At 65.2% G+C, this 26,153-nt stretch carries 26 protein-coding genes and 1 pseudogene; 15 read left to right on the top strand and 12 right to left on the bottom strand.

From position 1 onward, the window contains the following. Positions 1-6 precede the first annotated feature (6 nt). Together BLU67_RS05990 and BLU67_RS05985 are read left to right on the top strand one after the other, a co-directional pair. Positions 7-1,020, top strand: coding sequence for a DnaJ C-terminal domain-containing protein (locus tag BLU67_RS05990; protein WP_092563629.1), 1,014 nt, complete (start codon positions 7-9; stop codon positions 1,018-1,020). 14 nt (positions 1,021-1,034) lie between these two features. After that, positions 1,035-1,517 (top strand): heat shock protein transcriptional repressor HspR, encoded by a 483-nt coding sequence (locus BLU67_RS05985; RefSeq protein WP_092563626.1) that lies wholly within the window; start codon positions 1,035-1,037, stop codon positions 1,515-1,517. On the opposite strand, the gene BLU67_RS05980 is transcribed toward BLU67_RS05985, so the two are convergent. Genes BLU67_RS05980 through BLU67_RS05970 form a run of 3 tightly spaced genes read right to left on the bottom strand, consistent with a single transcriptional unit; the run spans position 1,514 to position 2,957 of the window. Further along, the gene (locus tag BLU67_RS05980; RefSeq protein ID WP_222842396.1) at positions 1,514-2,017 is read right to left on the bottom strand and encodes a hypothetical protein; all 504 of its coding nucleotides are present in this window, start codon (positions 2,015-2,017) and stop codon (positions 1,514-1,516) included. The two genes, BLU67_RS05985 and BLU67_RS05980, sit on opposite strands and share 4 nt — an antisense overlap. After that, positions 1,989-2,420 (bottom strand): cupin domain-containing protein, encoded by a 432-nt coding sequence (locus tag BLU67_RS05975; protein ID WP_092563623.1) that lies wholly within the window; start codon positions 2,418-2,420, stop codon positions 1,989-1,991. Before BLU67_RS05975 ends, BLU67_RS05980 begins: the two co-directional genes overlap by 29 nt. A gap of 60 nt (positions 2,421-2,480) precedes the next feature. After that, positions 2,481-2,957: a DUF2871 domain-containing protein gene (locus BLU67_RS05970; protein ID WP_261977048.1), complete on the bottom strand. Its 477-nt coding sequence runs from the start codon at positions 2,955-2,957 to the stop codon at positions 2,481-2,483. A gap of 123 nt (positions 2,958-3,080) precedes the next feature. Here BLU67_RS05970 and BLU67_RS05965 point away from each other — a divergent pair, with 123 nt between their 5' ends. Continuing rightward, the gene (locus tag BLU67_RS05965) at positions 3,081-3,881 is read left to right on the top strand and encodes a hypothetical protein (RefSeq protein WP_143027349.1); all 801 of its coding nucleotides are present in this window, start codon (positions 3,081-3,083) and stop codon (positions 3,879-3,881) included. Between the two features lie 70 nt (positions 3,882-3,951). Here the strand turns inward: BLU67_RS05965 and BLU67_RS05960 are convergent, their stop codons facing one another. Both BLU67_RS05960 and BLU67_RS05955 read right to left on the bottom strand, forming a co-directional pair. Continuing rightward, on the bottom strand, positions 3,952-6,063 hold the full coding sequence (locus BLU67_RS05960; RefSeq protein ID WP_092563617.1) for a prolyl oligopeptidase family serine peptidase: 2,112 nt from the start codon (positions 6,061-6,063) through the stop codon (positions 3,952-3,954). A gap of 41 nt (positions 6,064-6,104) precedes the next feature. Beyond that, the gene (locus tag BLU67_RS05955; protein ID WP_222842395.1) at positions 6,105-7,292 is read right to left on the bottom strand and encodes an MFS transporter; all 1,188 of its coding nucleotides are present in this window, start codon (positions 7,290-7,292) and stop codon (positions 6,105-6,107) included. 439 nt (positions 7,293-7,731) lie between these two features. Here BLU67_RS05955 and BLU67_RS05950 point away from each other — a divergent pair, with 439 nt between their 5' ends. After that, complete coding sequence (locus BLU67_RS05950; RefSeq protein WP_176780714.1) at positions 7,732-8,448, top strand: hypothetical protein; 717 nt, start codon at positions 7,732-7,734, stop codon at positions 8,446-8,448. A gap of 56 nt (positions 8,449-8,504) precedes the next feature. Here BLU67_RS05950 and BLU67_RS05945 read toward each other — a convergent pair whose 3' ends face one another. After that, a complete protein-coding gene (locus BLU67_RS05945) occupies positions 8,505-8,777 on the bottom strand; it encodes an antitoxin (protein WP_092563611.1) in 273 nt (90 codons plus the stop codon). A 135-nt stretch (positions 8,778-8,912) separates the two neighbouring features. Here BLU67_RS05945 and BLU67_RS05940 point away from each other — a divergent pair, with 135 nt between their 5' ends. From BLU67_RS05940 to clpB, 3 genes are all read left to right on the top strand, one after another. Then, positions 8,913-10,364 (top strand): amidase, encoded by a 1,452-nt coding sequence (locus BLU67_RS05940; protein ID WP_092563608.1) that lies wholly within the window; start codon positions 8,913-8,915, stop codon positions 10,362-10,364. Positions 10,365-10,463: 99 nt separating this feature from the next. Further along, the gene (locus BLU67_RS05935; RefSeq protein WP_092563605.1) at positions 10,464-12,407 is read left to right on the top strand and encodes a heavy metal translocating P-type ATPase; all 1,944 of its coding nucleotides are present in this window, start codon (positions 10,464-10,466) and stop codon (positions 12,405-12,407) included. Between the two features lie 103 nt (positions 12,408-12,510). Then, positions 12,511-15,126, top strand: a complete 2,616-nt coding sequence (gene clpB, locus BLU67_RS05930; protein ID WP_092563602.1) for an ATP-dependent chaperone ClpB — start codon at positions 12,511-12,513, stop codon at positions 15,124-15,126. 143 nt (positions 15,127-15,269) lie between these two features. Here clpB and BLU67_RS05925 read toward each other — a convergent pair whose 3' ends face one another. From BLU67_RS05925 to BLU67_RS05915, 3 genes are all read right to left on the bottom strand, one after another. Then, complete coding sequence (locus BLU67_RS05925; RefSeq protein ID WP_092563599.1) at positions 15,270-15,782, bottom strand: hypothetical protein; 513 nt, start codon at positions 15,780-15,782, stop codon at positions 15,270-15,272. 38 nt (positions 15,783-15,820) lie between these two features. Continuing rightward, positions 15,821-16,204 carry a hypothetical protein gene (locus tag BLU67_RS05920; RefSeq protein ID WP_143027347.1) on the bottom strand — a complete coding sequence of 128 codons (384 nt, stop codon included), beginning with the start codon at positions 16,202-16,204 and terminating at the stop codon, positions 15,821-15,823. A 282-nt stretch (positions 16,205-16,486) separates the two neighbouring features. Next, a complete protein-coding gene (locus BLU67_RS05915) occupies positions 16,487-17,260 on the bottom strand; it encodes an HAD-IIA family hydrolase (RefSeq protein WP_092563788.1) in 774 nt (257 codons plus the stop codon). A 105-nt stretch (positions 17,261-17,365) separates the two neighbouring features. On the opposite strand from BLU67_RS05915, the gene BLU67_RS05910 reads away from it, so the two are divergent. Together BLU67_RS05910 and BLU67_RS05905 are read left to right on the top strand one after the other, a co-directional pair. Next, the gene (locus BLU67_RS05910) at positions 17,366-17,836 is read left to right on the top strand and encodes a pyridoxamine 5'-phosphate oxidase family protein (protein ID WP_092563593.1); all 471 of its coding nucleotides are present in this window, start codon (positions 17,366-17,368) and stop codon (positions 17,834-17,836) included. Positions 17,837-17,857: 21 nt separating this feature from the next. Then, entirely contained in the window at positions 17,858-18,724 is an 867-nt protein-coding gene (locus BLU67_RS05905; RefSeq protein ID WP_092563590.1) for a serine hydrolase domain-containing protein, read from the top strand. A 3-nt stretch (positions 18,725-18,727) separates the two neighbouring features. Here the strand turns inward: BLU67_RS05905 and BLU67_RS05900 are convergent, their stop codons facing one another. Continuing rightward, a complete protein-coding gene (locus BLU67_RS05900) occupies positions 18,728-19,525 on the bottom strand; it encodes an exodeoxyribonuclease III (RefSeq protein WP_092563588.1) in 798 nt (265 codons plus the stop codon). Between the two features lie 264 nt (positions 19,526-19,789). Here BLU67_RS05900 and BLU67_RS05895 point away from each other — a divergent pair, with 264 nt between their 5' ends. From BLU67_RS05895 to BLU67_RS05870, 6 genes and pseudogenes are all read left to right on the top strand, one after another. Continuing rightward, complete coding sequence (locus BLU67_RS05895) at positions 19,790-20,194, top strand: hypothetical protein (protein ID WP_092563585.1); 405 nt, start codon at positions 19,790-19,792, stop codon at positions 20,192-20,194. After that, positions 20,158-20,661, top strand: a pseudogene (locus BLU67_RS05890) (carbohydrate ABC transporter permease); the annotation flags it as partial. The gene BLU67_RS05895 and the pseudogene BLU67_RS05890, both read left to right, overlap by 37 nt. A 19-nt stretch (positions 20,662-20,680) precedes the next feature. After that, positions 20,681-22,471: an SDR family NAD(P)-dependent oxidoreductase gene (locus BLU67_RS12635; protein ID WP_092563582.1), complete on the top strand. Its 1,791-nt coding sequence runs from the start codon at positions 20,681-20,683 to the stop codon at positions 22,469-22,471. A 4-nt stretch (positions 22,472-22,475) separates the two neighbouring features. Next, positions 22,476-23,045: an orotate phosphoribosyltransferase gene (gene pyrE, locus BLU67_RS05880; RefSeq protein ID WP_092563579.1), complete on the top strand. Its 570-nt coding sequence runs from the start codon at positions 22,476-22,478 to the stop codon at positions 23,043-23,045. 72 nt (positions 23,046-23,117) lie between these two features. Next, complete coding sequence (locus BLU67_RS05875; protein ID WP_092563576.1) at positions 23,118-23,717, top strand: LemA family protein; 600 nt, start codon at positions 23,118-23,120, stop codon at positions 23,715-23,717. Between the two features lie 4 nt (positions 23,718-23,721). Next, positions 23,722-24,363: a TrmH family RNA methyltransferase gene (locus tag BLU67_RS05870; RefSeq protein ID WP_092563574.1), complete on the top strand. Its 642-nt coding sequence runs from the start codon at positions 23,722-23,724 to the stop codon at positions 24,361-24,363. On the opposite strand, the gene BLU67_RS12245 is transcribed toward BLU67_RS05870, so the two are convergent. Next, positions 24,360-24,518 (bottom strand): hypothetical protein, encoded by a 159-nt coding sequence (locus BLU67_RS12245; RefSeq protein ID WP_176780713.1) that lies wholly within the window; start codon positions 24,516-24,518, stop codon positions 24,360-24,362. The genes BLU67_RS05870 and BLU67_RS12245 overlap by 4 nt on opposite strands. 9 nt (positions 24,519-24,527) lie before the next feature. Next, the gene (locus BLU67_RS05865) at positions 24,528-25,988 is read right to left on the bottom strand and encodes an NAD(P)/FAD-dependent oxidoreductase (RefSeq protein WP_092563571.1); all 1,461 of its coding nucleotides are present in this window, start codon (positions 25,986-25,988) and stop codon (positions 24,528-24,530) included. Positions 25,989-26,153 lie beyond the last annotated feature (165 nt).

Here is a 26,153-nt window from a genome sequence, read left to right as displayed (position 1 = left end):
GGCGTCATGGCCAGCCAAGACTGGTTCGATAAGGACTTTTATCAGGTGCTCGGCGTGCCGAAAGACGCCGATGCCGCCGCGATCAAGAAGTCGTATCGCAAACTCGCGCGGACCTACCACCCGGACCAAAACCCGGGGGACAAGGCCGCCGAGGCGAAGTTCAAGGAAGTCGGCGAGGCCTACGCGGTCCTGTCCGATCCAAAGAAGCGCGAAGAATACGACGCCATCCGCGCCATGGCCGGCGGAGGAGCTCGCTTCTCTGCCGGTCCGGGCGGCCCCGGCGGGCCCGGCGGCGGATTTGAAGACGTCTTTTCCGGCATGTTTGGTGGCGGCGGAAACGTCCGCTTCGAAACCGGCGGCGACGGCGGTCCCGATATCGACGACATCCTCAAGATGTTCGGCGGTGGCGGTACCCGAACCCGGCGCTCTGGCGGCGGCTTTGGTGGCTTCGGCGGATTCGCTCCGAGCCCCCAGTCCGGCGCGGATCTGCATGCCGCAACGACGCTCGGCTTTCGCCAGGCAGCAACGGGTGAAACCGTCACGCTGCAGGTCGACGGCCGCTCGATCAACGTCCGCATCCCCGCGGGCGTGAAGAACGGCCAGAAGATCAAACTGCGCGGCAAGGGACACCCTGGCAGCAACGGCGGCCCGGCCGGCGACATGATCATCACCGTGAGAGTCACGCCGCATCCCGTCTTCGAGATGGACGGCAACAACCTGCGGATGGAGCTGCCCGTCACCTACGCCGAAGCCGCGCTCGGGGCGACGGTTGAGGTCCCCACGCTCGATGGTTCGACCGTGCGCGTGCGGGTACCGGCCGGCACGCCCTCCGGTCGCGTGCTGCGCGTCAAGGGCCGCGGCATCGAGACGAAGAAGGGCAAGGGAGACCTGCTCCTAACCGTCGCGATCCAGGTGCCGCATCACCTGTCCGACGAGGCGAAGGACGCCATCGAGGCCCTGAAGGCCGCAACAGCTGGAGATAATCCGCGCGCCGACCTGGCCGCGCGAGCCCGTCAGTGAGGAGGTAAGCGCCGATGACAACTGAAGAACCCACGTTCGTCATCTCGGTCGCTGCCGAACTCGCGGGCATGCACCCCCAGACGCTGCGGCAGTACGACCGCCTCGGCCTCGTTACGCCCTCGCGGGCCCGAGGCAAGGGGCGGCGCTACAGCCGCGATGATGTGGAGGCGCTGCGCGAGATCCAGCGGCTCAGCCGCGACGAAGGCATCAACCTCGCGGGTATTCGCCACATCATTGAACTGCGCAGCAAGCTGAAGAAGATGGAGCGCGATATGCAGCGCGCCGCGCGCCAGCTGATCCAGTTGCAAGAAGAAGCCGATGCTCGTCGCTCCCACCGCGTCTTCGCGGCGGGACCAGCCGGCGATGTCGTCGTTGTGCCGCATGGGATCCGGCTCAAGGGCCGGCTCCCGGAGCCGCGCCCGCCGATGCGTGCGCGCCCGATCCTCGCGCTAGCGCCGGCTCGCCCGGCGCTGCCTTCCAAGGACGAAGCGAGCTAGGCGGCGCAGGCCTCGGTCGTGCAATCGCGATTGCGGATGCGCAGATACAGCGCCACGGCGAGCGCCGCGACCGAAAAGACGGCGATATAGGGCTGCAAAGGGGCCCAGAAGCCCATCGCTCCAGATGCCCCGAGCAGCAGCAAGATGATCTTGTTGCATACGGGACAGGCCACGGCGAACAGGGCGAGGGTGAGGCCGCCGGCCAACCGGCCATCGTCCTTCGGACGGCGCGGCGCTTGAATAGCGAACCACGCGAACGTCAGCACGACGGTCAATGCGAGCACGGGGTATTCCCACGCGCGCACCGGAACCTCGCGGCCGAAGATCGGATTCGGGATGATGTCCGTCGGCAGCCCGATGACTAGTAGTGTCGCCAGCGCGATAGCGCCGGCTTTGACAAGGCGAGCCGTCCGCCCCCGGCTAGGGGCGGACGGCTCGTTTTCGTTCAGCGTCCTTGGGGTAGGAAGCGAATCAGTGTTCGTGCGGATCGTTCTCGGCATCTTCCTGGGTCTTGTGAACGGTGCCGGGCTCGTGATCGGCCGGACCGTAGATCGCGTACAGCTTCATCGGCTCATCGCCAATGTTCGTCACATTGTGCCAGGTTCCGGCCGGAACGAAAATGGCCCAGTCGTCTTCGACCTCTTCATCGAATGACAGATCGTCCTTGGACGGTCCCATCTGGCAGCGACCCTTGCCCTGCTCCAGACGCAGGAACTGGTCGTTTTCCTCGTGGACCTCAAGGCCGATGTCGCCTCCGACCGGAATGGTCATAAGCGTGGCCTGCAGGTGGGCGCCCGTCCAAATCGTCTTGCGGAACAGATCGTTACCGACTGTCTCCTTTTCGATGTCGATAACATACGGCTTCTTGCCGTGGTCGACGCTCGGATCAATGTAGTCAGCCATGATGCTCCTTAAAGCTCCGTTGCGGGTCTTTCACTTCTGAGCCTAGGAAGGTGGGAGCCGTTAGGCAACCGGCTGGGCGGAAACAGTCTCGCGGGCTTTGACGGCGCGGAAGAGGCAGAGGAAAAACAGTACGAAGGCGATCGTGATGAGGATGTGGCCCGTGCCCGAGATTCCAGCAAGCGCCTTGGAGTGCTCGAGTCCTTCCAGCTGTCGGTAGCCGATGACACCCATCATCGCAGAGGTGATGATGACGCCCGCGTTGTAGACCCAGAAGAAGGCCGTGAAGAACTTGTGGGCTGAGAGCCGGAAAACGGCTTCGATGAGCATGAAGACCAGCATCATCGAGGTGCCGAGGACCAGCAGGTGGGTGTGCATGACGGCGAGCTGGGTGAAGCCATCAAAGTCGGAGTGGCGGGTGAGCTCGCGGTAGCCGAGACCGGCAAGGAGACCGGCGACGGTGTAGCCGGCTGCGAGGTAGGCAAACGTGAGCGTTTTGGACGGAGTAGTAGCGGCGGTGGAACGGTTTGTCGACATCATGTCTCTATCTTATAGACACGTTGTCGATAACATCTAGACCTCGGTTATGTGGTCCGTGTCTCGAATTTCTCCGCGAGGCGCGTAGACTGACAACCGTTAATGCATCCCACACAAGGAGCTGCGATGAGTGCTGGAGCACCACCGATTCCGTCTCGTACGGGCCCCGTTCTTTCGATTGTCTTAGGCGCCCTCATGTTGGTGTTCGGCTTCTTCGGCGGTCTTATTGCTGCGGGCATGAGCGTCATTGGAAACATGGACCTGTCCTCGTTCCAGGAAGTCTCCGATGGCGGCACGATCTCGCTGAACCAGGGTGATCGGGTCTTCGTGACGACGCAGAACCAAACGGACCTGTCCTGCAATCTCGACGCAAGTGGCACGGCCGCCTCGGTCTCCGATATCCAGGGGCTGACGATCTACGAAGCCCCCTCGGCCGGCGAGTACACCATCAACTGCGGTACTGACGGTTCCCTCGTGGTGGGCCCGGCCTCGGCGGTCGAAGAGATCGCGAACAACCCGGGCGCACTTGGCACCCCGATACTCATTGGCCTGCTGGCCTCGCTCGCGGGTCTCGTGCTGCTCATCGTTGGCATCGTCTGGCTGCTGCGGGTTAACCGCCGCCGACGCGAAGCGATCGCCCAGATGCAGGGCATGCAGGGCGGTTATGGCGGTGGCTATGGCGGTCCGCAGGCAGGCTATGGCCAGCCGCAGCCGGGTTACGGTCAGCAGCCGGGCTATGGGCAGGCGCCGGGTTACGGTCAGCAGCCGGGTTATGGTGAGCAACGTCCAGTCCGCGGAGATACCTCGGACCCGTTTGCGGCACCGCAGGATCAGCCGCGTTATGGCGAGAATCCGCCGAGCACTCCGCCGTCCAATGACGAGCCGCCGCGCTATGGCGAGCGGATCGATCCGAACGAGAATCGCTAGTCTGGCATAAACATAAAGGCTGCCCCGGGAGTAATCCTGGGGCAGCCCTTGTGTGTGTGGTGTCTGCGTCTTAGTTCAGCCGCTGCCAGAGGAATTCGTAGGCATAGGCCTGCATCATAGCGCGCTGGGCGTTTGTTGCCGCACCGCCGTGGCCGCCCTCGATGTTCTCGAAGTAGGTCACGTCCTTGCCGGCGGCCAGCATCTCGAAGGCGAGCGTGCGGGCGTGGGCCGGATGGACGCGGTCGTCGCGCGTCGACGTCGTGAACAAAATGGGCGGGTAGCTCGCGTCGGGATCAAAGAGATGGAACGGCGAGAAGGTTTTAATGAACTCCCACTGCGCCGGATCGTCCGGATCGCCGTACTCGGCGGCCCACGAAGCGCCTGCGAGCAGCTTGGTGTAGCGCCGCATGTCGAGCAGCGGCACCTGGCAGACGATCGCGCCGAAGAGCTCCGGGTACTGCGTCAGCATGTTGCCCATGAGGAGGCCACCGTTGGATCCGCCCTGGGCGCCGAGGTGCTCGGGCGTCGTGACGCCGCGCTCGACGAGATCCTTGGCGACGGCCGCGAAATCTTCGTAGGCCTTGTGGCGGTTTTCCTTCAGGGCGGACTTGTGCCACTGCGGCCCGTATTCGCCGCCGCCACGAATGTTGGCGATGACGTAGACGCCGCCGCGTTCGACCCACGACTTACCCGCGACCGCGAAGTAGCTCGGGGTGAGGGAGACCTCGAAGCCGCCGTAGCCATAGAGCAGCGTCGGGGTGGAGCCGTCAGCGGTGGCGCCGACGGGGCTGATCTGGAAGTAGGGGACCTTCGTGCCGTCCTCGCTCGTCGCGAAGTGCTGGCTCACCTCGACGCCGTCCGCGTCGTAGTATGCGGGAAGCGACTTCAGCGTCTCGACCTCGGTGACGCTGCCATCGGAGGCCAGGTGGGCAACCGCGAGAGTCGAGGGCAGGTTGAACGACTCGATCGTGACCCACAGGTCATCGCTCGTTTCGCTGTCGATCGCCGCGACCGAGGCCGTCACGATGGGACGCTGCCCCTCGGTCGTCTCCGGTACGACGCCGGAGACGAAATCGAGCGGCTGGCTCGTCCACGCGTCGTCGCCGACGGGCGGGGTGAACAGCTCGATGCGGTTGACAACGTCATCCAGGATGGTCAGGACAAGGAAAGTCTTCGTCGCGGTGATGTCGACCGCGGTGGCGCTTGCCGTCGGGGCGAACAGCTCGGTGAATTCGCGCTTGCCGGAAAGAAATTCTTCGTAGTTGATGACGAGGATCGAGCCGGCGGCAAACGTCTGGCCGCCGACCTGCCAGGCATCACGCAGGCGCACGATGAGCCAGTCGGTCCACACGGAGCCGTGGGCGGACTCGGGGATATCGATCTTGACGAGTCCCTCGTCCGTGAGTTCGAAGAATTCGCCTGTGTAGAACGTAGTGCTGCGGTAGACAAAGGTGCGGTCATCGAGCCGGTTGTACGCAGCGCCGACCGAGATATCAGTTGTTTCGCCCTCGAAGATCGTTTCGGCCTGGTCCATTGGCTGGTCGCGGCGCAGCCGCTTGACGACCCGGGGATAGCCGGAATCGGTGAGGCTGCCTTCGCCGAAGTCGGTCGCCACGAAGACGCTTTCGCCCGTCGTATCGGCCCACTGCATTGAGCCCTTGGCCTCCGGGCGGTAGAAGCCGTCATCGACGAACTGCTTGGTTTCAAGGTCGAATTCACGGGTGATATCAGCATCGGAACCGCCGCGCGAGAGGTCAATCAGTGCCCGGTTGTTTCCGGGGCGCAGCACCGTCGCGCCGTGCCACACCCACGGGGTGTCCTCGGCCTCGGCGAGCGCATCGACGTCGATGAGGACTTCCCACTCGGGATTATCGCTGCGGTAGGACTCCCAGGTGGTGCGGCGCCAGATGCCTCGTTCGTGCTCGGCGTCGGTCCAGACGTTATAGAGGTAGTCGCCGCGCTGGACAACACCCGGGATCTTGTCGGTCGAGTCCAAGATGGCCAGGACGCCATCGCGCAGCTCGCCGTAGCGGGACGTCGAAGCGAGGGTCGCTTCGGCCTCGGCATTACGCTCCTTGACCCAGGTCAGGGCCTTCTCGCCTTCGACATCGTCGAGGAATGCGAGGTGAGGGGCGGGATTGGAGTCCGGATGGATGGGCGTACTGGTATCAGTGTCCGTCATGAGGGCAGTGTGTCATGAGGCGAGCGAAGTCGGAAAATCCTTTACCGGACCTTTGTCGGCAGCACACGAGCCGCAACGATCAACGCGACAGCGCCGATCGGGACAATTGAAAGGCCCACCCGAAGACCGAAGTGGTCCGTGATGAGGCCGACGACGGGCGGGCCGGCGAGGAAGGCCAGCCGCATGAGCCAGCCAATGATCGTCAGGCCGGTTCCGACGGGCAGGCCCGGGATCCGGTCCGCCGCATCAAACGCCGCGGGGACGAGGGTCGCGCACCCGAAGCCCGCCAGCGCGAAGGCTCCGATGGTGGTGATCTGGCTCGGAGCGAGCAGCATCGTGAGGAAGCCAGCGCCGATCATGACGGCTCCCGCGTAGGCAACGGTGCGGGCTCCGTAGCGGTCGACGAAACTATCTCCGGTAAGGCGGCCAATGAACTGAGCGCCGACCATCGAGACGTAGGCGAGTCCCGCGATCGAGGGGGCTGCGCCCGCGATGTCGCGCATGAAGAGCGCCGACCAGGTTGATCCGGCATCCTCGACGAAGGTTCCCGAGAGCGCCACGACGGACAGCGCCGCGAGGATGAGCGCGACGCGGCCGAGTGGTGCGCGCGATGTCTTGGCGCGGTGTTCCTCGTCGTCATCGAGCGTGTCGGGACCGGGGAGGGCGAGCCGGCCGGCTACCGCGACGGCGAGCGAGAAGACGATCCCGGAGATCACGAGGTGCCACGTCAATGGCAGTTCGAGCGCTGTCGCGCCCGAGCCCATGAGGCCGCCGATTACGGCGCCGGCCGACCACGCCGCGTGGAACGAATTAATGATCGATCTGCCATAACCGCGCTGGACGCGCATGCCATGAGCATTTTGTCCAATGTCAACAATCGCATCGGCGGAGCCGCCAAGGAACATCGCGGCCGCAAATAGCCAGGGGGAGACATCGATGGCGAACGCCGCCAGCATGAGCGCCGCCGCAACGATGTAGGTCCCGAAGACCGCCGTGTGCGCCGAGGAGAATCGCCGAATCACCCGCGCCGCGGCCAGCCCCGCGATCATTGCCCCTGCCGGGAAGCATGCAACGAGCAGCCCGAAAGTCGCAGCGTCCACCCCGAGTTGATCTTTCACCATGGGGTAGCGGGGCAAAATATTCGCGAAGATCGCCCCATTGGTCAGGAACATGAGGTTCACGCCAAGGCGGGCGCGACGCAACGCGAGGGGAGTAGAGGTGACAGTCACCGGAGACCTTAACGAGTCCGAGTACGGCGGGAGGGTAAGAACATCGTAGCCCGTCTCGCCGAAAGCTTATTCCACATGGCGGATTAGTAATCACCGAGAAATTTGCGAGGCGAAACCGGGCCACGCTAGTAGCTGTCCACTCACCAACGTTGGCGGGCGGGCTCCGATGCGAGCGGATTAAAGACCTTACGGTAAATAAGTGCCAATTAGTGAGCAAGGCTGAGTGAAGTCTTTTGCATGAAGTATGCAATACGGTGTCGATTCTTCGGATTTCCACGAATAGGCCATATTTGGCGCGAGTGTTGCCGTTTCGCGCCTGATACAGTAGCCGCGGAAACTTGCGAACTCAATCTTCGACGCCAATATTGGGGGATTTGTGGAGACATCTGACCGTCGCGCGGTATCACGCCGCGCCGTAGCCAAGGGTGCTGCATGGGCAGTGCCCGCCATTGCCGTAGCCGCGTCAACCCCGGCCTTTGCCGCCTCTCAGTTGCCGCCGGTCCACCTCGATGGCTGGATGGAGGCGACGCGCGATAACGTTTGGGGCAGTAGCCTCTTTCGTTACAGGTGCCGCCACCAGGCGAACGCCTGCGGAACAGGGTCGGGCGTTCGCTACGGCATGTACATCACGCAGGCCGATGGCCACACCATCGAGCAAGCCCAGATTACGTGGCACTTCGCGGAACCCATGACGGTGAAAAAACTGTCTCCTCGGGGATGCAATACCGATGGTTGGTCAACTCCGACCGCAACCACCCCACCACAAGACGAACAGGGCTACTACACCTACACCTCGACCTATACCGGCGGGTACACCCAGTGTCCGAGCCCATACGGCGATGAATTGTGCCTCGTGGGCCGCCCCGCTTTCGAGTTTCGGACTGTGCGTGAAGACTGGGACGGCTGCCGCACGGGTAGCTACTACGACTACTCATCGATCACCCGCTCGGTCATGGTCGATGGTGAGTGGGTTTCATTCATTCGCACCCTTAACCACGCCACCGGCCGGACCTTTATCGGACGTCCGCCGATCGGCCCGGATGGTGCCGGCCGCTCTGCGCGAGTGCAGTCGAACCCCGGCCTTAAGGAACTCAACCTGGCCGAGGGTGAGAAGGGGCCAGAGGTCGTTCCAGCGGAGGGCGAGCGCGCCTACTAGGACGCAAACAGCTGTCCCCGGAACCGTGATGGTTCCGGGGACATCTGTTCGTGTGGCTAGTTAAGCTGCTGATCCGAGTCGATGCGGGGCTTTGCTTCCGCGGGCTCGTTCACCTGCTCGGTGGACGGGTCCGTCGCAGGAGTAGCGCCTTCGGAGCCGACGCGCTCATCGATGGCGTCGCGTACCGAGGTGATCTTCTCGTCGTACTTACCGCCGGTCTTCTGGGAGGCGAACTCGGCTGCCTTGTCGAGGGCGGAGTCCGAGAGCTGCTCGCCCTTCTCGCCGGAGAGTTGCTCTTTCGCCTTGTTCACGAAGTCACCAAGTCCCATTAGTGCGCTCCTTTCTTTCGCGCGGCCCGGTTGCACCGCTCTCACCATCAAGCATGCCGTGAAGTGAGGCGATCGACCACCGATTAGGTGGACTTTTTTGCTGGCCGGACGCAGATCTTACGTAAGGTTGGAACCATGAGAGAGCTTCACCAGCTATCGGCGAGCGACCTCGCGGACGCCTACCGTCGAGGCGTGACTGACCCGCTGGAAGTCACCCGCGCCATGCTGGAGCGCATCGAACAGTTCAACGACGAGGTGGGGGCCTTCGTCCACGTCTCGCGGCGCCGCGCGGAACGCGACGCACTCACGGCCCGCGCGGCTATCGCGGACGGCGATCCGCGACCGCTCGTCGGGGTACCGTGCCCGATCAAGGACCTCACGCAAGTCGCGGGCGAGCCGTTCGAAGCGGGCAGCGCGATCCTGCGCGGTAACCGCGCAGACGTCACCGACGGGGTGGCGCAACGCCTCGCCGAGGCGGGCACGATCATGCTCGGCAAGACAACGACGCCCGAGTTCGGGATGCCGGCCTACACCGAACCGGCTGGGCAGCGTCCAGCGCGCTCACCGTGGGATACGCGCCGCACCGCGGGCGGCTCCTCCGGGGGCGCGGGTGCGGCACTTGCGGCCGGGCTGACGCCGCTGGCGCACGGCAACGATGGGGGCGGCTCGATCCGCATCCCGGCGGCGGCGTGCGGGGTCGTCGGCCTGAAGCCCTCGCGCGGCCGAGTCTCTCCCGGTCCGTATTCCGTCTCCGGCCCGGGCCTGGCAACCGAAGGCGTGCTCGCACGCACCGTCGTCGATGCGGCAAGCGCGCTGCAGGCCATCAGCGGCAATCGTCCCGGGGACTTTTTCACGCTGGGTAGCCTCGACTCCCTCACTGAAGACCTGCGCCGCGCCGAGCGCGCGGAGACTCTTGCCCGCTGCGATGCGGGCTCGCGCGTGCGCGTCGGCGTCCTGACCGAGCCGCTCAACGTCGAGACGACCGAATTTCACCCCGAGGCGCTCGCGGGCGTGGAGCGCGCCGCGAAGCTGCTGGCCGACGCGGGGTGCGTGCTCGAGGAGGCTCACCGCCCACTGAGCGCCGAGCAGTGGATGGGCTTCATGCCGCTGTGGGCCGTCGGCGCGGCCTCGATCCCGGTGCCACCCGAGGCCGAGGAGCACCTCATGGCGCTCACGCGGTGGCTGCGGGACCAGGGCCAGGACATCTCGGCGCTCGACTACGCGAACGCCGTCTCCTCGCTGCAGCATCTCACGCGCCAGATCGCACACGCGTGGGCGGAATTCGACGTCATCCTCTCGCCGACGCTGTCCGGGCCGCCGCTGCCGCTCGAACAACTGCAGCTGGCGGATCCGGCCGCGGACTTTGAGGCGCAAAAGCACTTCACGCCGTTTTCCTCCGTCTGGAACATCACGGGCAATCCGGCAATCTCGCTGCCGCTGCACCGCGCCGTCATCGATGGCGTCGAGTTACCCTTCGGGGTGCACCTGGGTGCGACACGGCTCGGCAGCGAAGCGCTCCTGCTGCGCATCGCGCGCTGCCTGGAGTTGGCCGATCCGTGGCCCGCGCTGGCCCCCGCCTACCGCTGATCCGAAGCTAGCTTAGGCTGCCCTTTTCCGCGGGATCATGCGGCAAAGGGGAGCCTAGCCAAGCTTGCGCCCAACACCGAAATGTCGGATTGTGGGGGTATGAAGGCGATGACGTGGTGGCGGACCTATCCGTGGGTGGGAGCGACGATCGCGGTCGGCGTGATCGGGCTGATCCTCGCGTGGCTGGCGCCGCCGATCTACGCGCAGGTGCTCGTCAGCGCCTTCGCGCTCATCGTCGCCGCCGACCAGCTGCGCGACATGATCGCCGACCTGCGCTCCGGAGCCTGGGGCATCGACATCCTCGCCATCGTCGCGATCTGCGCCACCGTCGCCGTCGGCGAATACTGGGCGGCGCTCGTCGTCTGCCTCATGCTCTCGGGCGGGGAAGCGCTCGAAGACTATGCCTCGGCGCGCGCCCGCTCCGAACTGACCGGCGTGCTCGAGCGCGCGCCCTCGCGGGCGCACGTCGTCGATGGCGATGAGGTGCGCACCGTCGCGATCGGTGAGGTCGCGGCGGGCGACGTCCTGCTCATCCGGCCCTCGGAGATCGTGCCCGTCGACGGCGAACTGCTCGACGCCCGAGCGAGCGTCGACGAATCCTCGCTCACCGGCGAATCACTGCCCGTCAGCCACGCGCGCGGCGAGGAGATCATGTCCGGCTCGATCAACGGCTCGAGCGCGATCCACGTTCGCGCCCTGGCGAGCGCGGCGGACTCGAAATACCAGCAGATCGTCGCCCTCGTGCAGGAGGCCGCCGCCTCGCGCTCCCCAATGGTGCGCCTCGCCGACCGCATCGCGCTGCCGTTCACGATCTTCGCACTCGCGGTCGCCGGCATCGGCTGGTGGATCTCCGGCGAGCCGCTGCGCGCCGCCCAGGTGCTCGTCGTCGCGACCCCATGCCCGCTGCTCATCGCCGCGCCCGTCGCCTTCATGGCCGGGATGTCTCGCGCCGCCCGCGCGGGCATCATCGTGAAAGACGGTGGCACGATCGAGCGGCTCTCGCGCATCGCCACCGCAGCCTTCGACAAGACCGGCACGCTGACGCGCGGCACGCCGGCCGTCGTCGCCGTGCAGAGTGAAAACGGCATCAGAGAAACCGACCTGCTCGCCGCCGCGGGCGCCGTCGAGGACTATTCAACGCACCCGCTGGCCCGCGCGATCGTCGCCGCCGCCCGGAAGCGGGGCATCGAGCTCGAGCGCGCCACCGACGCGAGCGAAGTCGTCGCCGCAGGCTTTGAGGGCCGCGTGGCGGGCCGGCACGTCGCCGTCGGCAAGGCCAGTTGGATTGCCGAGGTCGCGCACGTGAGCGACGCCGAACTCGAGCGCGCCCGCGAGCACGTGCAGCCGGGGGTCAGCCTCGTCTACGTCGCGATCGACGGCACGTACGCGGGCGCGATCGCGCTGGCGGACCAGTACCGGCCCGAGGCCACCCGCACGATCGCCGAGCTGCGGCGCCTCGGCATCGACAACGTCCTCATGCTCTCGGGCGATACCCCCGCCACCGCGCGCTATATCGGCGCCGAGCTCGGCATCACCGACGTGCAGGGCGGCCTGCTGCCCGAGGACAAAGTCGCGGCCGTGACGCGCGCGTCGGCGCGCCCGGTCATGATGGTCGGCGACGGCGTGAACGACGCCCCCGTGCTCGCGGCCGCCGACGTCGGCGTCGCCATGGGCATCACCGGCTCCGCAGCCGCGGCCGACAGCGCCGACGTCGTCCTCATGAAAGACGACGTCCACCGCGCTGCCGTCGCCGTCGGCATCGGCCAGCACACGACCCGCGTCGCGCTGCAGGCCATCGGGATCGGCGTGGCGCTGTCCGTCGTTCTCATGGGGATCGCGCTGACGGGCGTCATGCCCGCCATCGTGGGCGCCGGCGCGCAGGAGCTCGTCGACCTCGCCTGCATCCTGTGGGCGCTGCGCGCGATGAAACCCGGCCGCCACGAGCCCGCGCTGAGCGAGGACCTCGACGCCGACGCCGAGTGCTTCCCCAGGTGCACCCTGCCCGCGAGCGAGGCCCGCGATTGCTGCACCGTGCAGCGTTAGGTGAGCCGGGTTACAGTTGAGTCAGAGGCGCTCAACTTTGGAATAGCGCCCCGAGCCGAGTGGTTGTCCTTAATAGACACATTCATCAAGGTATTGGGGAAACATGAACGAACAATTCACGACGAAGTCACAGGAGGCGCTCACTGCCGCTGTGCAGGCGGCCACGGCCGCCGGAAACCCGCAGGTGACGACGCTGCACCTGCTCTCGGCGCTGCTCGAACAAGAAGGCGGCGTCCCGCTCGCCCTGCTGCAGGCCGTCGGCGCCTCGCGCCAGGAAATCGGCGCCAAGGTCCGCAACGCGCTCGTCGCCATGCCCAGCTCGACGGGCTCCTCCGTCAGCCAGCCGCAGGCCGATCGCGATCTGCTCAACGTCCTGACCGACGCCGGCGCGCGCGCCAAGGCCATGGGCGATGACTACGTCTCCACCGAGCATCTCTTGCTCGCACTGGCGGCCTCCAGCTCTCGCGCCGGAAGCATCCTCGCCGAAAGCGGCGCGCGCGAGGAACTGCTCGCGCAGGTGCTGCCGCAGATCCGCCCCAACAACGTCACGAGCGCGGATCCGGAAGGCAGCTTCGAAACGCTGAAGAAGTACGGCCGCGACCTCACCGAGGACGCCCGCGACGGCAAGCTCGATCCCGTCATCGGCCGCGATAGCGAAATCCGTCGCGTCGTGCAGGTGCTCTCGCGCCGCACCAAGAACAACCCCGTGCTCATCGGCGAGCCCGGCGTCGGCAAGACGGCCGTCGTCGAAGGCCTCGCACAGCGCATCGTGGCGGGCGACGTGCCCGAATCGCTGAAGGACAAGCGCCTCATCGCGCTCGACATCGCCGCGATGGTCGCCGGCGCGAAGTACCGCGGCGAGTTCGAAGAGCGCTTCAAGGCGGCCCTGAACGAGATCGCGTCCTCGGGCGGCGAAGTCATTACCTTCATCGACGAACTCCACACCGTCGTCGGTGCGGGCGGCTCCGGCGACGGCTCGATGGACGCCGGCAACATGCTCAAGCCAATGCTCGCGCGCGGCGAGCTGCGCCTCGTCGGCGCCACGACGCTCGATGAGTACCGCGAGAACATTGAAAAGGACCCGGCCCTGGAGCGCCGCTTCCAGCAGGTCTACGTCGGCGAGCCCTCCGTGGAGGACACGATCGCGATCCTGCGCGGCATCGCGCCCAAGTACGAGGCCCACCACAAGGTGACGATCTCCGACGGCGCGCTCGTCGCTGCCGCGGAGCTGTCCAGCCGCTATATCTCCGGGCGCCAACTGCCCGATAAGGCGATCGACCTCATCGACGAAGCCGCCTCGCGGCTGCGCATGGAGCTCGATTCCGAGCCCCTGGAGATCGACGCGCTCAACCGCCAGGTCGACCGCCTGCGCATGGAGGAGTCCTACCTAACCGAGTCGGATCCCGAGAACGAGGATGCGACGACGCGCGCCCAGCTGGACAAGGTCCGCGCCGAACTCGCGGACAAGACCGAAGAGCTCACGGCCCTCACCACCCGGTGGGAGGCCGAAAAGGCCGGACGCAACCGCGTCGGTGACCTGCGCGTGAAGCTCGACGAGCTGCGCACCCAGCTCGACCTCGCGATGCGTGAGGGCCGCTGGGAGGAAGCCGGCCGCCTGCAAAACGGCGAAATCCCGAAGATCGAACGCGAGATCGCCGACGCCGAGCGCGCCGAGGACGCCGAGGGCGAACTCGAAACCGCGCCCATGATCGCCGAAAAGGTCGGGCCGGGCGAGGTCGCCGAGGTCGTCGAGTCCTGGACGGGCATCCCCACCGGGCGCCTGCTGCAGGGCGAGATGGACAAGCTCCTTTCCATGGAGGACGTCATCGCCGAGCGCCTCATCGGCCAGCAGCTCGCGGTGCGCGCCGTCTCCGATGCCGTGCGCCGCTCGCGCGCCGGCGTCGCGGATCCGAACCGCCCCACCGGCTCCTTCCTCTTCCTCGGCCCCACGGGCGTTGGCAAGACGGAGCTGGCCAAGTCGCTCGCGGACTTCCTCTTCGACGACGAGCACGCCATCATCCGGATTGACATGTCCGAGTACTCGGAAAAGCACTCGGTCTCGCGCCTCGTCGGCGCGCCTCCCGGATACGTCGGCTACGACGAGGGCGGCCAGCTTACCGAGGCGGTCCGCCGCCGGCCCTACTCCGTCGTCCTGCTCGACGAGGTGGAAAAGGCGCACCCCGAAGTCTTCGACATCCTCTTGCAGGTGCTCGACGACGGACGCCTCACCGACGGCCAAGGCCGCACCGTGGACTTCCGCAACACGATCCTCGTGTTGACGTCCAACCTCGGTTCGCAGTTCCTGGTCTCACCGGAGATGTCCGACGATGACAAGCGCGACGCCGTCATGGGGGCCGTCCGCGCGGCGTTCAAGCCGGAATTCCTCAACCGGCTCGATGAGATCCTCATCTTCGATCCGCTCACGAAAGACGAGCTGACCCACATCGTCGACCTGCAGATCGCCGCAATGGCGAGCCGCCTGAAGTCCCGGCGCATCAGCCTCGACGTCACCGACGGCGCTAAGGCATGGCTCGCCGAGACCGGCTACGATCCGGCCTACGGCGCGCGGCCGCTGCGCCGCCTGGTGCAAAAGGAGATCGGCGATCAGCTCGCCAAGCTCCTCATCAGCGGGCAGATCGACGACGGCGACACCGTGCTCGTGGACATCGCGAGCGACGGCGCGAGCCTGAGCCTCACCCGCGAAGGCGCCGCCTCCTAGCGCCCCGCGCGCACGAGCACCGTGCGCATGAGCACCGCGCGGTACCGCGCTCCTAGCGCCCGTCGCGTCGCTGCCTTATCGCACTGCGCGGCACTGCCCGGGTCCGCAATTGCGGCCCGGGCATTGCCATGTCCTAACGCGGCTCACCCCGCGCGCTGCAGCTGCGCGTCGAGCAGCGAGTGCGGAATGTCCGCGCGATCCTCGCGCAGCACCGCGCCAAGGAGCAACGCCCGCAGCTTGCGAGGCGCCCGCAGGTCCGCGTATTTCAAGCGAATAATGCGCCAACCAGCATTATTGAGGTCATCCTGGCGGCGCTTTTCCGCAAACCAGACCTCATCGCTCGTGTACTTCACCTGCCCATCGAGCTCGACCGCAACCCGCAGCTTAGGCCACGCGAGATCCAGCCAGTACGCCCGGCTGCCGACGACGACGCGATACTGCGTTTCGGGCGTCGGCAACCCGAGCGCCAAGGCGAACCACAGACAGTAAGCCTCCAGCGGCGAATCGCAGTTTGCCGGGCACCACGCGAGCATGTCCGCGAGCCGCGGAACGCCCTGACGCCGCGGCGGATCCGCAATCAGCTGCCGCAGCTCACCCAGCCCCACGCGCGCCCGCAGGGCACTCGCGAGCAAGACGAACAGCTCATCGCTCGCCATCGCACGCGCGCAGTCAAGAACAGTATGAGCCGGCGACGTCACCCGCACCCCTGCACCTCAACGAACGTCCGCCCGGCCGGCAGCGCATGCCGCTTCAACAGCGCATGTCGCGGGTTCGTGAACCGCGAATCCGCCATGACGTGCCCGAACTCGGGCGCATTCCACAGCCACAATCCCCACAGCACCGCCGCGGATTCGTGGCTCACAACGCTTACTCTCCGCGACGACGTCGACGCCGCCACCGCCGTCCCAAGGGAGACTTCCCGCGCCCGCTGCCACGGCGGGCAGTCCTGCGGCAGCAGGAGGTGGTGACCACGGTAGAGCTTCACGAGCTCAAAGCCGGGCGGCACTCCGCGCGGCCGACGAGACGTACTCGTGGTGCGCAGGATCCGAGGAATAGAGGGAGGCTTGCGATCGTTCATACGCCCAACGATGGGCGGCCGCGCGTATCCTTGCCGCAATCTGTGCATGACGAGCCCCATCGCGCTCCAGGACGCGTCCCTGTGCCAGACCGCAGCCAGCACCGCCACCGTCCCAGCCCCAAAAAACCGCATTCTAGGGACGTTATGGAGACTTCGGGGAAAGCTCGCTGTCCCGATCTCTCCCTAACGTCCCCGATCTCTCGCACAGGCGGGAAACGTAGCCGCAGCAGCGGCGCCCACTACCCGCCCGGGGTCGCTGCTCGCCCGGGCCCGGCAGCGCCGCTAGAGCCGCTCGACGATGTCGGCGATCGAGTCGTGCACGTACTCGGGACGATAGGGGAAGCGCTCAATCTCGCTGGCGTGCGTCGAGCCGGTGAGCACGAGGTGGGTCTGCAGCCCGGACTCCATGCCCGCAAGGATGTCGGTATCCATTCGGTCGCCCACGAGCGCCGTGTTTTCCGAATGCGCCCCGATCTTGTTCATCGCGTGGCGCAGCATGACGGGGTTCGGTTTGCCCACGAAGTACGGCTCGCGCTGGGTGGCGTGCTGGATGAGCGCTGCGACGGAACCGGTCGCGGGTAGCGGCCCTTCCTTGGTCGGGCCGGTCGGGTCGGGGTTCGTGGCGATGAAGCGCGCGCCGCCAAGGATGAGGCGCACTGCCTTCGTGATCGCTTCAAACGAGTAGGTCCGCGTCTCGCCCAGGACGACAAAGTCGGGTTTTTCTTCCGTCAGGACGAAGCCCTCTTCGTGTAGCGCGGTCGTAATGCCGGCTTCCCCGACGACGAATGCGCGGCGCGAATCCGACTGCTTGGCCAGAAACGTCGCGGTTGCCAGGGCGGAGGTCCAGATCCGGTCCTCGGGCACATTGAGTCCGGAGGTTTGTAGCCGGGCGGAGAGGTCGCGCGGGGTATAGATCGAGTTATTGGTTAGAACAAGAAACGGCATCTCGCGTTCTTGCAGGCCATTGAGGAATTCGGCGGCACCTTCGATCGCGTGCCCTTCGTGCACTAGGACGCCATCCATGTCGGACAGCCAAGCGGTGATTTCCTGCGTCATATCTTCCACAGTAGTCGGCCAACCTTGCCGCCAGGTAGGCCCCAAGTCGCCCGGGCCCGCCATTCGTTCGACAATGAAGTGACGAAACAATCGAAGGAGATTCCGATGACCAACGAGACGCCTACTTTTGCTGACAAGGTCTCCGGCCTGCACCAGTGCATGTTCACGACGATCACGCCGGAAGGTTCGCTCGTCTCGCGCCCGATGGGCGTGCAGAAGGTCGAGGGAGACGCCGTCTACTTCCTGACCGACGGCCAGCACGATAAGACGCGCGAAATCCAAAACGACGCCGAAGTTAACCTCGCTTTCGTGGAATCTTCGCTGTGGGTCTCGGCCAGCGGCCGCGCGGTGATCTTGCATGATGAGGCCTTGAAGGACGAGCTGTGGAACGCCTTTGCTGATGGGTTCTTCCCTGACGGTAAGGAGGACCCGAACGTGGTGGTCGTTAAGGTGACGGTGAGCTCCGCGGAATACTGGGAGCAGGCCAATAAGCTGTCTTCCCTGCTGCAGATCGTCAAGGGCGCTGTGACCGACTCGCCAGCCGATCCCGGAGAATCCGGCAAGCTATCGATCTAAGCCAGTCCTACACTGGAGGCCATGACCCTTCAGACAACGGACGCCCTGCCCTGCACCCCCGTCCTCGGGGAGTGGGGCTTCGACTGCGGCGTGGTGATCGTCGATAAGAATGGAGTCGTGCACGCCGAAGGTGCCACGAACCAGGATTTCCCGTTCGCTTCCGTCACCAAGCTTCTCGCGGTGTACTCGGCGCTGATCGCGGTTGATCGCCACATGTTCGATCTCGATGCTCCGGCGGGGCCGCGGGCACCGAAGGGGGCGACAATCCGGCACCTGATGTCGCATGCTTCGGGCCTGCCCTTTGACGCGGGCTACGCATCCCAGCGCCCCGAGCGCCACCGGGTCTATTCCAATGTCGGCATCGAGATTATGGGCGAGCGCTTCGAGGAAGAAGTCGGTGTCGATATCCAGACGTGGGCCGATGAGCAGGTGTTGACGCCGCTCGGGATCGTCGACGTTGAATTTGACGGCTCACCCGCCTGGGGCGCGCACGGTAGCGCCCGATGCCTTGCAGAACTCGCGCGCGAGTTTTTGAACCCGACACTCCTGTCCCCGGAACTGTTTGCCGAAGCGACGAGCAACCAGTTCGCGGGCCTGGATGGTGTCGTCCCGAGCTACGGTCGCCACGAGGACAACGCGTGGGGTCTCGGCTTCGAGCTGCACGGGCATAAGAAACCGCACTGGCTCTCGGAACTGAACTCCCCGGAGACATTCGGCCACTTCGGGCGCTCTGGATCGTTCCTGTGGGTGGACCCCGAGATCGAGATTGCTACGGTCTTCCTCGGGGCCGAGCCCTTCAACGATGAGCACCTGACAAAGTGGACTGACCTCAACGGTCGGATCGTGGCGTGCTCGCGGCTGCACCGCGAGCAGGGCGAGGTCTTCTAACTCCTATTCGGCGATCTCGACGATCACGGGCACGTGGTCCGAGGCGCCCTTGCCCTTGCGCTCGTTGCGGTCAATCTCCGCGCCAGTGACGCGCTCGGCGAGAGCGGGGGAGGCCTTCACGAAGTCGATGCGCATGCCCTGGTTTTTCGGGAAGCGCAGCTGCTGATAGTCCCAGTAGGTGTACTGCGTAACGAACTTGCGCGTCACCTCGGTGAATCCGGCGTCCTCAAAAGCGTTGAAGGCATCGCGCTCTGGCTGGCTGACGTGCGTCTTGCCCTCGAAGAACTCCATCGACCACACATCCTCGTCTTCGGGAGCCACATTCCAATCCCCGACGAGGGCAATCTTCGCCTTCGGGCGTTCCTCGAGCTCGGCGCGCACGTGTTCCTTCAGGTTGGCGAGCCACTGCAGTTTGTAGGCATAGTGCGGGTGGTCCAACTCCCGGCCGTTTGGGACATACAGGCTCCACACCTCTACGGGAAGATCGATTGATTCCCCGACGACGGCCCGAATCGCGCGAGCCTCGGAGACCTTGTCATCGCCCCAGGTCGGCATCTCACTGAATCCGACGGAGCTATCAGACAGCCCGACGCGCGAGGCGATCGCGACGCCGTTCCACTGGTTGTGCCCGACCATCGTGACCTCGTAGCCGACTTCGGTGAATGCCTCAAACGGGAACTGGTTTTCCTTGCACTTCAGTTCCTGCATCGCCAGCACATCGATTCCGCCGCGCTCCAAGAACGCGATGATGCGGTCGATGCGGGTTCGCACCGAGTTGATGTTCCATGTAGCAAGCCTCATGGGGCCACTCTAACGACGATCGAGGACAGGGGTCTTGTTCGAATGCGCCACAACGCGCGAAACTACCTCAAGGAGATTTCCTAATATTGCATATCTTGTGATCGAAAATGATAGTTTGTGACCGAATCGCGACCAATCAGGCTGGTGGTTTGTGAGCGTTTGCTATGCAGTAAGGCTATGAAGCTAAAGGTCTGATGTCTCAGCCTCGGCTTCCTGCGCACAACACGCGACACATCAGCAACCATCGACGGAGAGGTCGACAAGATGTCCATCAAGAAGATTGGCCGCGGGCCAGCAATGGTGAGCGCGCTGGCAGCAGCAACGCTCATCCTCGCGGGCTGTGGCGGTTCGAACAACGCCCCGGCAGATACCACCTCGGCCGCACCCAACACCACGGAAACTGCCGACAACGGCGGCGAGCCCCTAGAGATTGAGTATTGGCACCGCCTTCCCGACAACGACGGCATGGTCAAGGTCCAGGAATTTGTCGATCGCTGGAACAAGGACAACTCGAACATCCAGGTCAAGGCCGTCAAGTTCGAAGGCAAGCCGCAGGAGTCCTACGCCAAGATTCAGCAGGCCGTCAAGGCCGGCAACGCCCCATGCCTCGCGCAGGTCGGTTACAGCTCAGCATGCTTGCCGGCCTCCTGTTGCCGATCGCGCTGTTGACGGTTCCGCTCTAGTTCGTCTTCCACGGGCTCGGGCTGACCAACACCATGGCAGCGATCATCATCCCGTCGTGTGTCTCTCCCTTTGGTGTCTTCCTCGGTCGGCTCTACGCCGAGACTTCGGTGCCCGATGAATTGATCGAGGCGGCGCGGATCGATGGTGCGGGGGAGTTCCGGATCTTCTCCACGATGGTGCTGCGCCTGCTTGCACCCGCGATGGTGACGATCTTCCTGTTCATCTTCGTTGCGACCTGGAATAACTTCCTGCTGCCGCTCATTATGATCACCGAGAACAAGCTCAAGCCCGTCACGCTCGGCATGTACGGCATGATGGCGCAGAACAACACGCCGGATTATGGCTCGGTGCTCATGGGCTCGCTGTTCGGTGTCCTGCCGCTCGTCGTGATCTTCCTGGTGCTGCAGCGATTCTGGCAGTCTGGCCTCGCAGCCGGCGCAGTGAAGGGCTAACGACCTTTACGATAGGTCTATGACCTCACGGAGCAGGGGACCTGCCCATCCGGCCGGTGCGCATCGCCGCGGCACGGCCCTCATCACCGGAGCATCCGCCGGCCTGGGCGAGGAATTCGCCTGGCAGCTGGCGGCTGCCGGTCACGACCTCGTGATCGTTGCCCGGCGCGAAGAGCGGCTGGCGCAGCTAGCACACGACATCGAGCAGGCCGCTGGCGTCAAGGTAGAAGTTCTTGCCGCCGACCTCGCCACCGCCGACGGGCGTGCGAAGGTGGTCGGCCGGATCACCGATCGCCAGTCGGCACCCATCGGCTTGCTTATCAATAACGCCGGCTTTGGGCTCGGGCAGCCGTTCATCTCCGGTGACATCGAGCGCGAGAACCAGGCCATAGAGGTCATGATTCGCGCGGTGATGGAGCTGTCCCATGCCGCCGCAAACGAGATGGTGCCGCGCGGTCGCGGCGCGATCTTGAATGTGGCCTCGATGGTCTCGCAGACGGCCATGGGAACCTACGCCGCCGCCAAAGCTTGGGTTCGGACGTTCACCGAGGCGCTCGCGGGCGAGCTCCACGGCACGGGCGTCACGGCGACCGCAGTCAGTCCCGGGCTGGTGCGCACGGAGTTTCACTCCTCTTCCGGCATGAAGGAGGAGGCCTGGCCCGAGATCGGGTGGCTCGATGCCGAAGACGTCGTGGCTGATGCGCTTGCCGCAGTGCGACGCGGCGCTGTCCTGACCACGCCATCGCTGCGCTACAAAGCAGTCCAAGGCGTCATCAAACTCGCGCCCCGCGCGGCGGTTCGCGCACTCGGTGGACCAAGAATGTGGGAAAAAGCCATGCCTAGCAATCGTCAACCCGTCAACGGAACGCTCGCCGAGCTCCTGGAACGCGAAGGCAATGACCTCACCGCCGAGGAATCGGCGGTGCTATCGACGATCAGCGCCGCGGACCCGAGCGAGGGAGCATGGCTGCAAGAGGCCATCGGTGAGCGATTCGGCCTCGCGCCCGCTGACCTGCTCGGCCCGAACTTCGAGCGCTACGTCCAGGTGCGTTTTCCCGTCGATAAAGCCTGGATCAACGAAAAGGACGGCTGGACCTGGGGCGGCGAGGTCCCACCCTGGAAAGACCCCTTCCCCGAACTGTACGACGAGGCGCCCTCGCTGGATCCCGCGGACTGGAAACAGGTTTATGAGCGCGTGGGCGGTTTGAATCCCTCGCAGCTCAACGCGCTGATGGAGCACCTAGCAACACCCGAGGGCGAGGTGATCGCGGGATTCTGGCACGGCTATAGCGGCCTCACCTCCGGCGATGACGAAACTCTCATTGAGCGCATCGGCAACCGATTCCGCAGCGCTGTCAGCCGCCTCGTCGCGCCCGATGCACCGGCCGATGACGATGACGATGTCGATCTGCCTGAGTCGCAGGCCATCGCGGAATTCGAGCGGCAGGCCAACCTGCGACTGCTGCCCAAGGCCCTTCGTGATGGACCAACCCTCGAACTGCCCGACCGCGAACACATCCTGCTGCGGTTCCGATCGCTCGCCGACCTCGTGAACTACCTGGGGTGGCTAGAGCCCTACAGCTGGCATCCGAACCTGGTCTGGCCGGTGGATCGCAGCTGGGCCTACGCGATTGAGGTGGACGGTGGCTCACTGCTCCTCGGATGCGATGCGCAGCTCGCCGAAACGCTCATCGCCGATAAGCGGCTCTACGCAGAACCGATCGATGCCGAGACGCAGGGCCTTGGCGACACCGATCACGGGGACCCCGCGGTCGATCCGATCATCGAGGACCGCGGCGAACTAGACTAGGGCCGTGACCACGAACGACACTCCCAAAGCTCGCCTTGCCCAGCTCGTTAAGGACCTTGCCGTCGTCCACGGCGAGGTGACGCTCGCCTCCGGCCTGACGTCGAACTACTACGTCGATCTGCGCCGCGCGACGCTGCACCACGAGGCGGCTCCGCTGATCGGGCATGTCATGCTCGATCTGCTCGAGGAATCCGGCTTCGCGCCCGATGACTTTGACGCTGTTGGGGGCCTGACGATGGGCGCCGATCCTGTCGCGGCCGCGATCATGCATGCGGCCGCCTCGCGCGGCCTCGCCATCGATGCGTTCGTCGTCCGTAAGTCCGCAAAGACCCACGGCATGCAGCGCCAGATCGAGGGGCCGGCGATTGAGGGACGGCGCGTCGTCGTCGTGGAAGATACTTCGACGACGGGCGGATCGCCGATCACCGCGATCGAGGCGGTGCGCGAGGCCGGCGCCGAGGTCGTCGCGTGCGCCGTCGTCGTTGATCGCGCGACGGGAGCCAAGGAGAAGATCGAGGAGCTCGGCGTGCCCTACGTTTTCGCGCTCGATCTGACGGATCTCGATCTCGCCTAGCTACCGGGCACGTCGCGCAGCCGAAAATGTGCCAGACTTTCCCCTAACCGGACCTTAGAACGAAGGATAACCATGGATCCGATCGCCCTGATTCTCGTCGTCATTGGCGTGCTCGTCTTGATCCTGCTGCTGTGGGCCATCGCGACGTACAACGGCTTCGTCAAGCTGCGCAACAAGGTCGAAGAGGCCTGGCGCCAGATCGACGTCGAGCTGCACCGCCGCCATGACCTCATCCCGAACCTCGTCGAGACGGTCAAGGGCTATGCGTCGCACGAAAAGGGTGTCTTCGACGACGTCACCCGCGCTCGCGCGCAGGCGGCCGCCGCCGGCTCCAGTCCGGCCGAGCAGGCCCAGCAGGAAAACGTGCTGTCCTCCGCCCTGGCTCGTCTTTTCGCCGTTGCCGAGGCCTACCCGGAGCTGCGGGCGAACCAGAACTTCCAGCAGCTGCAGGCCGAATTGACCAACACCGAGGACCGCATCGCGGCGGGCCGGCGCTATTACAACGCGAACGTCCGTGAGCTCAACACCAAGCGCGAGACATTCCCGCCCTCGATCATCGCCTCGATGTTCAACTTCGTGCGCGCCGAATACTTCGAGACCGAAGACCCGGCCGTGCGCGCCACCCCGCAGGTCAGCTTCACCGACCAGGGCGACGCGGACGCCGCGCAGTAACAGCGTGCCACGCCCGCACGAACCACACCCCGACGCCGGCCTTGGGGTCGGCCCCTGGCCCGGGGGCCGGGCGGTATGGCCGACCGATGAACGCTACGACGAGGACCTCCTAAAACACGGCGATCGCCGCAACGTTGAGGACCACTACCGCTATTGGACGATGGCGGCGATCATCGCCGATATCGATGCACGCCGACGCCCGCTGCACGTCGCGATCGAAAACCTCGATCACGACTTCAACATCGGCTCGATCGTGCGCACCGCGAACGCGTTTGCCGTCGCCGCGGTGCACATCGTCGGCAAGCGGCGATGGAACCGCCGCGGCGCCATGGTCACCGACCGCTACCAGCACGTCTATCACCACGAGAGCGCGCAGGACTTCGCGGCGTGGAGCGCCGAGCGCGGCATCGCGCTCATCGGGATCGACAACATCCCCACCTCAACGCCGATCGAGGGCGCGAGCCTCGCGCGCGAGAGTGCACTCGTTTTCGGCTCCGAGGCGCGCGGACTCTCGCCCGAGATGCTCGCCGCGTGCCAGGCGGTGCATCACATTACGCAATACGGATCGACCCGCTCCATCAACGTCGGGCACGCGGCAGCAATCGCCATGTGGGCGTGGAGCATCCAGCACCCGCCCGCGCCCTAGGGCTTATCGTGCCCCTTGATGACCATCATCATGATGTTCAGGCTCGAGCCGATGAACTTCACGGCCTGCACCGCAAGGTTCTGCCGGCGCCGCAGCGTGCGCTTCGTCGGCAGCGGCGCATCCGGATACTCGCGAATAACCGGTGATGGTTGCATTGCTCCTCCTTACTCCGGGATCAACGACCAGCCCGGGCGGGCCTTGGCCTTGTAGATAAACAGGTAGTGCAGCATGAGCTTGAGCCAGTGCCCCGACAACCCGATCTGGCCGCGCGTCCCCTTGATGTTTCGGCCGCCCGTGTCGGGATACTTCTGATAGTTCGGGACGACGGGAAACATCGTCATTGTGGCGGCCGATCCGCGACGCAGACCGGTACCCGACGACGCCACGCACGCCGCTCCAAGGCGTGACATCGCCGCTCGATGCGCCGCATCCGGCTTGCCCGAGATCCGATCGATGATCGTCTTCGCGACGGTCTTACCCATGACGCCCGACGGCATCCCGGTGCGAGGCGGCGACGGCGCGATGACGGTCCCGGTGGGGGAGGTGCGCGGTTTGGAAATACCGTGCGGCGGCGCAAAGGCGATCCCGACGGCGAAGATATTGCGATAGCCCGGGACCTCGTAGGTCTCCGGCCAATCCTCCGCGCGCCACTGATCGTAGGGCTTTTGCGTATAGTCGGCGTCGACCTTCATAAACCCATTGGGCGCAAACAGCTCGGCAGAAATGTCCCGCCCATCGCGATCCAGAGCCGTCAGCCCGACGCCCCCGAAGGGCGGCAGCAGCATCGCGAAGTCGAAGCTCTGGGTGTGGCTCGCCCCATCGAGCGTCTCGAAGTGGATAACGCCGGGATCGACCTTGGTGACGTGCGCCCCGAGGATGGAGTGGACGCCGCGTTCGGTGAAGATCGATTCGGTCCACATGCGCGAACTCTGCTTAAACCCGTGCTCGACGAACGTCATGCCGTCGACGCCGAAGTCGCCGAGCTGGGCCTCGTTCGTTAGATAAATGACCTCGGCTAGGTCGCGCACGCCCGCCTGGCGCAGCTGATGGTCGACGTTGAAGACGTATTCGAAGGCCGCGCCCTCGCAGGTGCACATGCCGTGGCCCATCCCAACGACGAGCGTCTGGCGCACCCCGGTCTTCAGCGTGGCGATGACCTTGTCGAGCTCGGCCGCCGCGTGCACGGCGTGGTCGGCCGTGCAGACCGATACCGAATGGCCGCCGTCGGGCCCAAGCCCCTCGGTTGCTTCAAAGCGCAGCTTCGGGCCCGTGGCGTTAATGAGGTAGTCATAGCGCAATCGCTCGACCTCGCCGCTGCGCTGCGGGCTCGTATGGCGCACCTCGACCGCACCCTGGGGGCTTGCCGCATCGCCGTGGGGCAGGATCGTCGTGGCGAGCGCCTGGACGAACTCGATGCCTTTCTTGCGATACACGGGAGCGAGAGGAAAGACGACGTCCTTTTTCGCCATGTCGCCCACCCCGACCCAGATATTGGACGGAATCCAGTTCCAGTGCGAATTCGGTGTCACGACGGTGACCGTGTGCTCGGAACCGAGTTTTTTGCGTAAATGCAGCGCTGCAGTGTGGCCGGATACCCCGGCCCCTAGAATCACGACTCGTGCCATTGCATCCTCCTTGATCGGCACCACGGCAATCGTGTTGCCGTACCGTCAGCATACCCTGGAGGGTATTGAGATGGAATGGCGTTTCGCTAAGAAATACGGCGCGTCTTCACAGATGGGCGGATGTCGGATGCAACCTGCCGTGACATCGATCCGCGCTGGCCGATA

Source organism: Bowdeniella nasicola, from assembly GCF_900107735.1.
GTDB lineage: Bacteria > Actinomycetota > Actinomycetes > Actinomycetales > Actinomycetaceae > Bowdeniella > Bowdeniella massiliensis.
The sequence above is the reverse complement of the archived record's forward strand: the minus strand, read 5'-3'. Positions and strand labels throughout refer to the sequence as shown.